The following is a 12879-nucleotide window of genomic DNA, read 5'->3' as shown; positions in this document are numbered from 1 at the left end:
AATTATCCGGTTTTTTATTGGGCGTCTGAACAGGTAGCTCTATTAAACAGCTGTTAAGTAGCTATTAAAGCTCGGCAACAATACAGTCTTTACGTTCTTTTCCCGTTCTTGACAGATATTCAGAAAAATCCGATGGAATACGACCCACGGTAGAGCCTGCCCAGCTAAGCACAGAACCATCTTCTTTTTCATACTCGAACTGATAACGCTGTCTTGGCTTCCCTTTTCTGACTTTTTCTACAGCACCAAAAGCCATCAGGTCTTCAACGCTTACGCCTTTTTCCTGCATTTGACCGAGAATATTTTCAATAGCTTCTCTCTTGCGACCTTGCTCTTCTCGCTGTTCCTCGTGCTCACGCACTTTTTCATCATGGATTGCTTCTACGCGTTTGATAACGCTCTCTATATCTTCAACATGCATATCCTGAAACAGTTTACGCAACTGCACTTTTGATTTCAGGATACTCAGGGACTCTTCAAAAATATTCATTAGAAAAACCGGGTTGGCATTAATTTTCAGGCATAAAAAATACCATCGCTCTGGCGAACTGTAAACAGTGTCGTACATAAATTACGATAAAAAAATAACAATGAACGAATAAAGAAAAATCACATTTTTTTTCAATAGCCAATTACACGACCAACCAAACTATATATTTATCGGCAACCATTTTTTTAGAGATAATGGCATAGACTCATTCTGACTCTATGCCGTGCTTGTCAAATGACGTTCAAAGTTGAGAGTTACGCTATTTCCAGCTTCTTCAGCTCTTGTGCACGAAGATCTTTCCTTAAAACCTTGCCTACCGGCGTCATTGGAAGCTCCATTCTGAACTCCACCTGACTCGGCACTTTGTAAGCCGTCATATTCCTGCGGCAATAATCCTGCAGCTCCTGCTCAGTAATGCTGTCATCCTCAGAAACGACAAACAGCTTTACTGCCTCTCCCGTTTTTTCATCAGGCACTCCGATCACCGCACAGTTCTGAACCTTTTCGTGACTGGCTACAACATCTTCAACTTCATTGGGATAGACATTAAAGCCAGAGACCAACACCATATCTTTCAGACGATCTACTATACGTACATAGCCGTCTTCCTGAATAACCGCTACATCGCCCGTACGGAACCAGCCTTCGTCGTCCAGCACTTCAGCCGTGGCTTCCGGGCGCTGCCAATAACCGGCCATAATCTGAGGACCTTTTGCACAGAGTTCACCACGCTCACCAAAAGGCAGTTCATTGCCTTCACTGTCAATGACTTTCAGAGCCGTACCGGGTAAAGCAATACCCACTGTACCGTCCTGAACAAAATCACCCGCAGGGTTGGCGGCCAGAACCGGAGAGGTTTCAGACAAACCATAGCCCTCACCGATTCGGCAACCGGTCAGTTCGAACCAGCGGTCTGCCGTGGCATGCTGTAGTGCGGTTCCCCCGGAGTTGGTCACTTTCAGACCAGAAAAATCAATAGTCTTGAACTCAGGATGATTCATCAAGCCTACAAACAAAGTATTGAGCCCCATGAAGGCATTAAAACGCCAGGGCTTGATGGTTTTAATAAAGGTATCAATATCCCTGGGGTTGACAATAAAAAGGCTGTGACCACCCAAAGAGAAGTAAGACAGCAGATGAATCGAAAAAGCGTAAATATGGTAAAGAGGCAGAGGGGCGACGACAATATCGCCTTCAGGGTTAGACACCGGACTACCATCGGCGTTTACCTGCTTTCTCAACTCGACTGTCTGGAGCACATTGCTGATCAGATTCTCATGGGTCAGCATGGCTCCCTTGGCGACACCGGTAGTGCCTCCTGTGTATTGCAACACAGCCAGATCTTCTTTTTGGGCTGGTCTGGGTGGCTGGTAGGTTTCCTTGCTACCCAGTGCCAGAGCCTCCCTGAAAGACACTGCCTGTGGAAGACGGTAACCCGGCACCATTTTCTTGACGTGTTTAACGGCAAAGTTGATTAAGGAGCGCTTTGGCCAGGGCAATAGATCCCCAAGGTCGGTCACTATCACATGCTGAACCCCAGTCTCAGGCAAAACTTTTTCAATCAGATGCCCAACGAAATTGACGCAGACCAGGGCTTTTACGCCCGCATCGTTAAACTGATGTTTAATCTCTCTGGCCGTATAGAGAGGGTTGGTGTTAACGATGACCAAACCGGCCTTGATAGCGGCAAAGGCAGCGACCGGATATTGCAGAATATTGGGCAACTGCAGGGCAATGCGATCACCGGGTTGCAATTTGGCGTGTTGCTGGAGGTAAGCCGCAAACTGATCGCTCAGCCGATCCACTTCCTTAAAGCTGAGTGTTAACCCCAGCCCTGTAAACGCAGGCTTGTCACCGTGTCTGGCGACAGCATCGGCAATCATTTCGCCAAGATTGCCGAAGGCGTCGGAGTCAATATGATCAGAAATACCAGGTGCGCGCTTGCCATCCCAAAAAGCTGCTTCCATTGAGAGGATCCTCGTCTTATTGTTGTCAACGTCATCCGGAATGCCACCGGTTACTTACAGATTTTTCAAACCTGATCGGTAGTGAAGTATAACTGCTCACCCGGAAGTCTTGAATCATTTTTGTGATATATTGTTAACTTACGAAAGACCTTCGGAATTATAAAACCACTGTCTTTTATGGGAATAAATGATGAGCACCCTGAAACCAAAGGTCGTACTACTGTTGCAAAGACGCCATTGTCGGCAGCACTTCAGCATAGTTTGCAGCGCTGTTTTGCTTTTCTTGCAACAGAGCCTCCTTCTGGGTACGGGTCATCTTTTTGATGGCAGCTTCCCGCTTGCCTGCGGTTGAACGGTTGTGATCTCCTTCCACATACATCAGGGCAGAAGGTTTTTTGCCGTTAAAAAATCGGGCACCGCCTTTCTTTTCGCCCGAATGTTCTTTCCAGCGCCGCTCGACATTGGTGGTAATGCCGGTATAGAGACTGTTGTTGCTTGCCAAAATAATATAAACGAACCAGTTCATGAAACCTTCACAAAAAAATACACAACAGCCGTCTACTGTACCGGGCACCATGGCATAAGGCCACTCAGCTATGTATCTGAGCGATGCATCTGAATATCGAATTCCGCACACTTTTCCGCTACTCTCTGTAGGTTACTTTCTATTCGTTGCACCCTAAACTCAAGGATCCGTGAATGCTCTGGGTTAAAGCCTTTCATATTATTGCCATGGTCTGCTGGTTTGCAGCTCTGTTCTACCTGCCAAGACTCTTTGTTTATCATGCCATGAGCGAAGATCAGGCCAGTAATGAACGATTCAAGATCATGGAGCGCAAGCTGTATCGAGGTATTGCCCTGCCGTCCATGATCGCCACCCTGGTGCTGGGCATCTGGTCACTCAGTTACAACCCGTCCTATTACATGAGCAGTGGCTGGATGCACGCCAAACTGGCTTTGGTGGTTCTGCTGATTGGCTATCACCACATGTGTGGTGCCTTCCTGAAGAAATTTGCTAACGATGCCAACACCCGGTCAGACAAGTTCTACCGTGTTTTTAATGAAGTGCCGGTTCTGTTCCTGGTGGCGATTGTGATTCTGGTTGTTGTCCGCCCCTTCTGACGCTTAACAGTCTTGCTTTTTTAGCACACCTGCCGATAAGACGCCCTGAGTGGGAACTCCCCAGGATTTCCCAAGGTTCAGGGGGTCGTGCTATGAAAGGCAAAAATTATAAAGTGATATTTGCAGGGCAGATTCTGCCTGACTTTTGTGAAGCTGAAGTCAGAAGTAATCTGGCTCAACTGTTCAATGCCGATGCGCAGCGCATTGACCGGCTTTTTTCAGGCAAGCCCTATGCGGTTCGAAAGCCCGTCACCGAGAAAGAAGCTCGCAAATACCAGAAAGCGATTAAAAAGGCCGGTGGACAGTGTCAGATTATGACGCTGGACGGCTCGGAAATATTGCTTCCCCCTGATGAAAACAGTTCATCAATTTTTGCCGAAATGCCGCTAGCCAAAATATCCAGACAGAATAATAAGCAACCATTGCGGGTGATAAAACGCATCGGGCGAGCCCGTTTTCTGGCAATAAGCTGGTTGGTCATGGCTATAACAGCGGGTGCCCTTGCCCTTCCTGATTATTTACCGATGCTGATTGGAGCGGCCCTGACCATTCAACAAACGGCATCAATGGTTTTGGGCATTCACAGCCTGGCCATCATGCTCACACTTTATCTGGTCATCACCCGACTTCATGATATGGATCGCAGTGGCTGGCTATGGTTGTTTCTGGTTATTCCGGTCGTCAATATCCTGTTTCTCTTCTGGCTCAGTGTTGGACCGGGTACAGAAGGAAAAAACAGCTATGGCGAGCCGCCATTACCGCCAACCAACCTGACACGGGTACTGGGCATTTATCTTCCCGCCGCCCTAATTCTTACCGGAGTCGCTGGCGCTTATCTCAACCAGGAGCAACTGGTCGCCTGGATCCAGAGATTACCCGAAACCACCTCGGCATGGACGGGCCTTGAGTATCCGGGATAAAAGGCTACATTATCTGTGAATCCCGAACAGATTCTGATGGTATCTGCGGACACCCCCCCCATTAGAACTGTAGAAAGGAACTGTAAAAATTTCGATCAAACAGCATCAGCATACGCATCTTTACGCAGTCCACTGACCTATATCAATGGTTATAATCGTAACTTCTTTAAAGCTGCCCGTACTCTGACCGGATGTTCGTCTGGTGAATTGCAATAGTTCTCTATTCACTCCCGACTCTCGAATATCTGACCCGCGGGCCATCATATATGCAAACCGTTCCTTCAGCGTAAAGAGACGTTACTGTTGGTTCATACCCCCTCAGGAGGCTGACCGGAATCAACAGGTCAGTCTCTCATTGCCCGTGTTCAGTTAGGTAATATTTCAATGAGCAAAGACAGCATTCTGGTCATCAACTGCGGTAGTTCGTCCCTCAAATTCGCAGTGATCAATCCGACAACGGAAGAAGAAAAAATCAACGGCATCGCTGAGCGCATGAACAGCAGCGAAGCGGTTCTGAACTGGAAAATCAACGGCGAAAAAGGCTCTTTGCCGCTGGGACAGGCGGCGCACGAAGCGGCCTTGGAAGCTATCGTGGGCCTCCTGCGTGAAGAAGGCCTGATGGCAAGTATCTCCGCCATTGGTCACCGTGTTGTTCACGGTGGTGAGAAGTTCTCTCAGTCCTGCCTGGTGACCGATGAGGTTCTGCAAGCGATTGAAGACGGCACCAAGCTGGCTCCTCTGCACAGTCCGGCCAACCTGGCGGGTATTCGTGCCGCCCAGAAAATTTTCCCGGGCCTGCCCAATGTCGTGGTTTTTGACACCGCGTTCCACCAGACCATGCCAGCCGAAGCATACCTTTACCCGATTCCATACAGCCTGTACAAAGACCACGGTGTGCGTCGCTACGGCTTCCACGGAACCAGCTACCGCTATGTCGGTCAGGCTGCTGCTGACATGCTGGGTCTGGATATCAACGACAGTAATCTTGTTGTGGCTCACCTGGGCAACGGCGCTTCTGCCTGTGCCATCAAAAATGGTAAGTCCATTGATACCACCATGGGCCTGACACCACTGGAAGGTCTGGTTATGGGAACCCGCTCCGGTGATGTTGACCCGAACCTGTTCAACTTCCTGAACAAGACTCTGGGCTACACTCTGGACGAAGCCACCGACATGTTGAATAAAAAAAGCGGCCTGCTGGGCCTGTCTGAAATGGACAGCGATTGTCGCGTTATTCAAGAGGCGGCGGCGCAAGGCAATGAACATGCCCAGCTAACCCTGGACGTTTTCTGCCATGTTCTGGCTGAAAAAGTAGCAGGCTTCGCTGCGGCTATGGGCAAGATTGACGCTCTGGTATTCACCGGTGGTATTGGCGAGAACTCCAGCGTCATTCGTAAGAACGTCCTTGAACGCCTGAGCATTTTCGGCTTCAAGCTGGATGAAAAGCTCAATGATGAAACCTTCCGAGGCAAGAGCGGTGTGATTACTCAGGAAGGCTCTACCGTTGCCATGGTCGTTGCCACCAACGAAGAGCTGATGATTTCCCGTGACACTCAGGCTCTCACCGCCTGATTCAGCCTGGGGTCTGTCTTAAGACCCCATGTCTGACTTGTCTGCAAATATTTCTGGAGCGGCATTATGCGTACGTTTTTTCTGGCCCCCACTCGCTATGGGGTCGGTCTGACTTCAGTCTCCTTGGGTCTGGTGCGGGCACTGGACACTCTGGGCCTGAGGGTAAAATTCTTCAAGCCCATTGCCCAGCTGCACACGGCGGATAAAGGGCCTGAGCGTTCTACACGACTGGCTCAGCGTATTATGGACCATGAGCCGCCGACGCCGATTACCACCCAAAAGGTTGAAAACCTGCTGGGTGACAACAAAGGTGATGAGCTTATGGAAGAGATTGTCGCCCTGTTCGGGGATGCTTCCGAAGGCGCTGAAGTGGTCGTGGTTGAAGGTCTGGTCCCTACCCGGAACATGCCTTACGCCAACCGCCTTAACAGCGATATGGCCATAACCCTGAACGCCGATATCATTCTGGTTTCAGAAACCGGTAAGGACTCCCTGGAAGATGTTGCAGACAAGCTGGAAATCGCTGCCGACAGCTTTGGTGGCATCAAAAACCCCAATGTTATCGGTTATATCCTGAACAAGCTGGATAAAGAACTGGTTGAACAGCTGACTGAAGACCAGCAGTTCAAACCGTTGCCTGAATTTGCCCGCAAAAACTTCCTGCCCCTGGGTTACATCAGCTACGACCCTCAGCTGAGTTCACACCGTACTCTGGATATTGCCCGCCACCTGGGCTGCGAAGTCATTAACGAAGGCGATATCGCCCAGCGTCGTGTCAATTCCTTCACGCTGAGCGCCAGAACCCCCAGCAATATGATTCATAATCTGAAGCCCGGTAATCTGATCATTACTGCCGGCGACCGTGACGATATTGTGCTGGCCACCTCCATGGCCGCAGCCAATGGTGTTCCACTGCCCGGACTGCTACTGACCAGCGGCATCAGAATGTCCAATGCAGTTAAGGAACTCTGCGACAGAGCCTTTGCTACTGGCCTGCCGGTGCTGATGACCGAGGATGATTCTTACACCACCGCTACCCGTCTGGATCACATGAGTGACGAGCTGCCTCTGGACGACATTGAACGTATTGAAAAGGTGATGAACACCATCGCCGGGAACCTCAATAACCATTGGTTCAAGCAGCACTGCAAAAGTCTGGCAGAGCGTCGTCTGTCGCCTCCGGCATTCCGCTACAGTCTGGTGCAACAGGCTCAGGCAGCGCGCAAACGCATTGTTCTGCCAGAGGGCGATGAGTCAAGAACCATTCAGGCGGCCATCATTTGTCAGGAACGTGGCATTGCCGAGTGTATTCTGCTGGGTAACCGTGAAGTCATTGAACAGGTCGCCCGTGACAACGGTTTTGATCTGCCGGAAGGGCTGATCATTATGGAGCCCGAAAGTATCCGCCAGCGTTATATTGAGCCCATGGTCGAACTGCGCAAGCACAAGGGCCTGAACGCCCCCATGGCAGAAGCTCAGCTGGAAGATACCGTGGTTCTGGGTACCATGATGCTGGCCATGGACGAAGTGGATGGTCTGGTTTCCGGCGCTGTCCATACTACGGCCAATACCATCCGCCCGGCTTTCCAGCTGATCAAACCGAAAAAAGACGCCGGTGGCCTGGTATCTTCGGTGTTCTTCATGCTGTTGCCTGATCAGGTTCTGGTGTACGGCGACTGTGCGGTTAATCCAAACCCTGACGCAGAAGCCCTGGCTAACATTGCCATTCAGAGTGCTGATTCGGCCCTGGCCTTTGGCATTGAACCACGCATTGCCATGATCAGCTATTCCACCGGCTCTTCCGGTATCGGTGAAGATGTTGAGCGGGTTCGTGATGCAACTCAGCTGGTTCGTGAGAAACGTCCTGACCTGGTGGTTGATGGTCCATTGCAATATGACGCAGCCTCGGTGGAATCGGTGGCTAAGAGCAAGGCTCCCGACTCAAACGTCGCTGGTCGTGCAACCGTTTTTGTATTCCCTGACCTCAATACCGGTAACACCACTTACAAGGCGGTACAGCGCAGCGCCAACGTTATCAGTGTTGGCCCGATGCTGCAGGGTTTGAACAAGCCCGTAAACGACCTGTCCCGTGGTGCCCTGGTGGACGATATTGTCTACACCATTGCCCTCACTGCCATTCAGGCTGCTGCTGAAAAAGCCTGATCCTGCCTTTGGCCGGGAGAGAAAAAGTGTCTCTCCCGGACATATAAGTACTCATCGCGTAGTAGTATCTCCGTTCACCCTGAGCGGAGTCGAAGGGTGGTTGGCACGTTCTTTGTTGTTGGTTTCGAGTCCACATCCTTCGACCGTGCATCCTGAGCGGAGTCGAAGGGCGCTCAGGATGAACGAGGGGTTGAGTACCCATAACACACAATTGTCACACTTCTTGCCTACCCTTTAAACGAACATCTATTCAAGTAAGGAAGCAATATGTCGACATTGGGTTATTACGCCCCGAAGAAAATAACAACGACAGAGAAAATGACAGAGAAAACGACCATGAAACTTCATGTTAATACCGAGTCAACCGTCACCTGCAATAGCTGTGGCCATTGTGAAACTGAAACCATGCCACTGGATGCCTGCGTTTATCTCTATGAATGCAGAAGCTGTAAAAATCTGATGACGCCGCAAAAAGGCGACTGCTGTGTTTTCTGTTCCCGTGGCAGCCATCCGTGCCCCACCAGCCAGAGAGAAAGTAAAAGTTATCAGGTGATTCCCAGGCAAAAACAAACGGCCCTGGAAGCCTCGCACTTTGAAACAAGAACCTCAATGGCGGGATAATACCCGCCCGGAACTGAGCCAGTGCAGCCGAACTCTCTGATGAAAACATCCTCGGCACACTGGCTTTTTAGTATTTATTACTTTTGCGGAGCCGGCCTTAAATTAATCTCTACTCGCCTGTTCATCGCCCGGCCTTCCTTGGTTTTATTATCACCGATGGGGTTTGAAGCACCCGCACCAAAGGAAGTAATACGCGATCCGGAAATCCCCTGATTCATCAGATAACTCGCGACACTTCTGGCTCGATCTTCAGAGAGTGGCAGATTAATTTTGTCGCCACCAGTGCTGTCGGTATAGCCCACCACTTCAATCAGATTCTTGTCATACTCCTTAAAGACCTTGGCAACCGAACCCAGGACTGGATAAAAGCTGGACTTAATATCTGACTTATTGGAATCAAAGGTGATGTTTGAGGGCATGATCAACTTGAGGTTATCCCCCTCTCGTTGTAACTGAACACCGGTTCCCTGTAGCTCCTGCCTGAGGGCTGCTTCCTGCTGGTCCGTGTAATAACCATAACCGGCACCGGCTGCACCACCAATGGCAGCCCCCTTGAGAGCCCCTTCGCCACCGTCGACCAAACCACCAATAACCGCACCGGTAAGCGCACCAATGCCGCCGTAGGTAGACGTTTTATTCACTTCCTGCTCGCCGGTATAAGGGTTGGTAGTCTGACAACCCGCTACGATAGCGGCTGCGGCAACGACCAGGGACACTCTTTTTAGTTGTATTAACATGTTCACCTCTTTTTGCTGGCTAACCGGAGCCAGAAGCCTGACCGGAAATAGTCTGCCATCCTCGTTTATGGACACCGTTCCCGCTCAGGCTCCTAGCCTCTGATAATGCTGTTTTCCCGGATTTCTTCACCAATACAGGTATCCGGGCCATGACCTGTTACCACGGTAGTTTCTTCATCCAAAGTGTACAATCGATCACGAATGGACTTCTCTATTGCCTTGAAGTCACCACCCCAAAGATCGGTTCTACCGATTGAGCGACGGAACAGCGTGTCTCCGGCGATCAACAGATTCTCTTTCTCAAAATGAAAACACATGGACCCCGGCGTATGTCCGGGCGTATGCATCGCTACTCCTTCACAACAAGGTAGTTCCTGATCATCATTCAGCCAGTAATCGGGATCAGGAACAGGATTATAGGGTACACCAAACATACGACATTGGGTTTCAAGATTATCCCAAAGGAATTTATCTTCTTTGTGAAGATGGATGGGGGCACCGGTCTTTTTCTTGATTTCGCCACTGGCCAGAAAATGATCCAGGTGAGCATGAGTGTGAATCAGTGCTATAGCCTTTAGCCCGTGGGCCTCCAGTTTCGCGAGAATGACTTCGGGATCACCACCGGGGTCGATCACGATGGCTTTTTTGGTGATGGAGTTACCTATGATGGTGCAGTTACACTGCAAAGGCCCCACAGGAAATGTTTCTTTTATCAGTGACGGATTTTGCCCAGTCATGCCAACAGCCCTAAAACTCAAGACTCAACATTCTAAAACAGATTGCGGGAATTACGCATTATCTGTTTAACCAATAGATTCAACAACCGTACAAATAGCCTTACACAAGGTATTCAGGTCTTCGTCCGAAATAACATAGGGTGGCATAACATAAACCAGCTTGCCGAAAGGTCTGACCCATACTCCCTGCTCAGGAAAGCGGGGCTGAATGTCGGACATCACCACCGGCTCTTGCAATTCAACCACACCGATAGCCCCCAGAACCCGAACGTCAGCCACCGTCTCCAGCTCAGCACAGGGAGAGAGACCGGCCCATAATTTTTTCTCTATATTGGCCACCTGATGAACCCAGTCACCAGTGGCTAAAATATCCATACTCGCCACACCGGCGGCACAGGCCAGGGGATTAGCCATAAAGGTGGGGCCGTGCATAATCGGGCCAGAGGCACAGATGGTCTTACTGATTGCTTCGCTGCACAGCACTGCCGATAGCGTCATGTAGCCACCAGTCAGGGCTTTACCGACACACATGATATCCGGGATAACATCGGCGTGTTCGCAGGCAAACATTTTTCCGGTTCGACCAAAGCCTGTGGCAATCTCATCATGAATCAACAAAACTTCATGCTCATCACACAGTGCCCTGACTTTTTTCAGAAAGTCGGGGGAGTAAAAATGCATACCACCAGCCCCCTGAACGATAGGCTCGATGATAACGGCAGCCACCTGATGATTCAGGGACTCCAGTTCAGAGCGAAACGTCTCAATGTGGTGATCTTCAAAAGTCTCATCAAAACCACAGCCGGGCCGGGGTACAAAATGATGCTCAGGCAGAATGCCGGTAAACAAATGATGCATGCCATTGTCAGGATCACAGACCGCCATGCCGCCGGTGGTATCGCCAAAGTAGCCACCTTTGAAGGTCAGCAACTTATTCTTGTTGGTCTCACCCCGGCACTGCCAATACTGCATGGCCATCTTGATGGCTACTTCCACGGCGACCGATCCTGAATCCGCAAAAAATACCGTTTTGATCGGTTCAGGCGTCAGTTCAACCAGTCTGCGAGCCAGCTCAATAGCGGGTTTATGAGTCAGCCCACCGAACATCACATGGGACATGGAATCCACCTGATCCTTAATGGCCTGATTCATAACCGGATGGTTATAGCCATGAACCGTGCACCACCAGGAAGACATTCCATCAATCACTTCCCGGCCATCACTCAAGCGCAGCCTGACCCCTGAAGCACTTTCAACAGCAAACAATTCATACTGGCTGGGCGTTGTCCCGTAAGGGTGCCAGATATGCCGGGCATCAAACTCAAGATCAGACGGTGTAATGGTTCGATCCAAAATGAACTCCAAAGCCTTTATATACAAACGGTTGTGAATGATATGCCAAATCCCCATAACAATTCACCGATAGTGGACCAGTGAACATCCAATTTGACCAGACACTGAATCCTCTGGAGAAATGGGTTACAATTGCTGGTTAGTCCATTATTTTTTTCAGCCGCAGTAGAATCCAATGACCGCACTGTTCGTCAATCAACTCACCACTCTTGATTTCAGTTACCTTTCTCCGGAGCGCGGGGTTGTAGGGGAAACCTGGCTGGTGGATGTCGTACTTCGGGGCGATCTGGATGAACAGGGCATGGTCTTTGACTTTGGCCATGTTAAAAAGCAGATCAAGGCTTCCCTGGACATTCTTGCCGACCACCGTCTGCTGGTACCTGTTTCCCACGAAGCAGTCGCCATCAAAACGGAGAATGAGAAATGTCTTGCTATCAAGATGCAGACCAGCACCGGTGATATCATCGAATGCAAGGCTCCGGCCCCTGCTATTTTACTGGTCAATACTCAGGAAATAACACCCGAGGCTTTGACCCCCTTCCTGGAGAAAACCTTGCTGGATGAACTGCCGGACAACGTCAGTAGCGTTGAACTGGATATTTATCCTGAACAGTTTTCCGGTGCCTTCTACCATTACAGCCACGGTCTGAAAAAGCACCTGGGCGACTGCCAGCGAATTGCCCACGGCCACCGCTCCCCGATCCATATCTATCTGGACGGCAAGCGTGACCCGTCGCAGGAAGCAGACTGGGCCGAAACCTGGAAAGATATCTACATTGCTACCCGTGAAGACCTGCTGGAAAAAGTCACCCTGGGCAAGCGGGATCACCTTCGTTTTGGCTACACCTCTGACCAGGGCTACTTCGAGCTGACCCTGGCCGAAGACCGCTGCTACCTGATTGACACCGACAGCACCGTGGAACTTCTGGCAGAGCATATCGCCTCGACCCTGAAAACCCGTCACCCTGACCACGCAATCCGGGTGGTAGCCTTTGAAGGTTTTAATAAAGGCGCTGTGGCGGAAAAGTGCGCTGCAGCGGAAAAGGAGCTGTGACGGAAAAGACGCTGTGGCGAAAAGACGCTGTGGCGAAAAGACGCTGTGGCGAAAAGACGCTGTGGCGAAAAGACGCTGTGGCGAAAAGATAGTCCTGACTCCAACTAAAATTACCTTTACGGATTAACAGAAAAGGATTTTCT

The 12879-nt window shown here is 50.2% G+C and carries 12 protein-coding genes; 6 read left to right on the top strand and 6 right to left on the bottom strand.

What is annotated here, in order from left to right; all coding sequences use genetic code 11:
• Nucleotides 1–64: 64 nt before the first annotated feature.
• The 3 genes from K7B67_RS01365 to K7B67_RS01355 form a co-directional block, all read right to left on the bottom strand.
• A complete protein-coding gene (locus tag K7B67_RS01365; RefSeq protein ID WP_252178575.1) occupies nt 65–490 on the bottom strand; it encodes an H-NS family nucleoid-associated regulatory protein in 426 nt (141 codons plus the stop codon).
• Between the two features lie 254 nt (nt 491–744).
• Nucleotides 745–2457 carry an AMP-binding protein gene (locus K7B67_RS01360; RefSeq protein ID WP_252178574.1) on the bottom strand — a complete coding sequence of 571 codons (1713 nt, stop codon included), beginning with the start codon at nt 2455–2457 and terminating at the stop codon, nt 745–747.
• Between the two features lie 217 nt (nt 2458–2674).
• Nucleotides 2675–2983 carry a GIY-YIG nuclease family protein gene (locus K7B67_RS01355; protein WP_252178573.1) on the bottom strand — a complete coding sequence of 103 codons (309 nt, stop codon included), beginning with the start codon at nt 2981–2983 and terminating at the stop codon, nt 2675–2677.
• Between the two features lie 173 nt (nt 2984–3156).
• Here K7B67_RS01355 and hemJ point away from each other — a divergent pair, with 173 nt between their 5' ends.
• The 5 genes from hemJ (at nt 3157) to K7B67_RS01330 (ending at nt 8855) form a co-directional block, all read left to right on the top strand.
• Complete coding sequence (gene hemJ, locus K7B67_RS01350) at nt 3157–3579, top strand: protoporphyrinogen oxidase HemJ (protein WP_252178572.1); 423 nt, start codon at nt 3157–3159, stop codon at nt 3577–3579.
• 92 nt (nt 3580–3671) lie between these two features.
• Nucleotides 3672–4499, top strand: a complete 828-nt coding sequence (locus K7B67_RS01345; RefSeq protein ID WP_252178571.1) for a DUF805 domain-containing protein — start codon at nt 3672–3674, stop codon at nt 4497–4499.
• Nucleotides 4500–4883: 384 nt separating this feature from the next.
• Entirely contained in the window at nt 4884–6071 is a 1188-nt protein-coding gene (locus K7B67_RS01340) for an acetate kinase (RefSeq protein ID WP_252178570.1), read from the top strand.
• 66 nt (nt 6072–6137) lie between these two features.
• Complete coding sequence (pta, locus tag K7B67_RS01335; RefSeq protein ID WP_252178569.1) at nt 6138–8234, top strand: phosphate acetyltransferase; 2097 nt, start codon at nt 6138–6140, stop codon at nt 8232–8234.
• Nucleotides 8235–8570: 336 nt separating this feature from the next.
• Nucleotides 8571–8855: a GDCCVxC domain-containing (seleno)protein gene (locus K7B67_RS01330; protein WP_346658270.1), complete on the top strand. Its 285-nt coding sequence runs from the start codon at nt 8571–8573 to the stop codon at nt 8853–8855.
• Between the two features lie 77 nt (nt 8856–8932).
• On the opposite strand, the gene K7B67_RS01325 is transcribed toward K7B67_RS01330, so the two are convergent.
• The 3 genes from K7B67_RS01325 to bioA all read right to left on the bottom strand — a co-directional run bounded on the left by K7B67_RS01325 (nt 8933) and on the right by bioA (nt 11682).
• The gene (locus tag K7B67_RS01325) at nt 8933–9592 is read right to left on the bottom strand and encodes an OmpA family protein (RefSeq protein ID WP_346658246.1); all 660 of its coding nucleotides are present in this window, start codon (nt 9590–9592) and stop codon (nt 8933–8935) included.
• A 92-nt stretch (nt 9593–9684) separates the two neighbouring features.
• Nucleotides 9685–10329, bottom strand: coding sequence for an MBL fold metallo-hydrolase (locus tag K7B67_RS01320; RefSeq protein ID WP_252178567.1), 645 nt, complete (start codon nt 10327–10329; stop codon nt 9685–9687).
• Nucleotides 10330–10395: 66 nt separating this feature from the next.
• A complete protein-coding gene (gene bioA / locus K7B67_RS01315; RefSeq protein ID WP_252178566.1) occupies nt 10396–11682 on the bottom strand; it encodes an adenosylmethionine--8-amino-7-oxononanoate transaminase in 1287 nt (428 codons plus the stop codon).
• A 175-nt stretch (nt 11683–11857) separates the two neighbouring features.
• Here bioA and K7B67_RS01310 point away from each other — a divergent pair, with 175 nt between their 5' ends.
• Nucleotides 11858–12736, top strand: a complete 879-nt coding sequence (locus K7B67_RS01310) for a 6-carboxytetrahydropterin synthase (RefSeq protein ID WP_252178565.1) — start codon at nt 11858–11860, stop codon at nt 12734–12736.
• Nucleotides 12737–12879: the final 143 nt, after the last annotated feature.

It is taken from the genome of Endozoicomonas sp. 4G, assembly GCF_023822025.1.
GTDB lineage: Bacteria > Pseudomonadota > Gammaproteobacteria > Pseudomonadales > Endozoicomonadaceae > Endozoicomonas_A.
The sequence above is the reverse complement of the archived record's forward strand: the minus strand, read 5'-3'. Positions and strand labels throughout refer to the sequence as shown.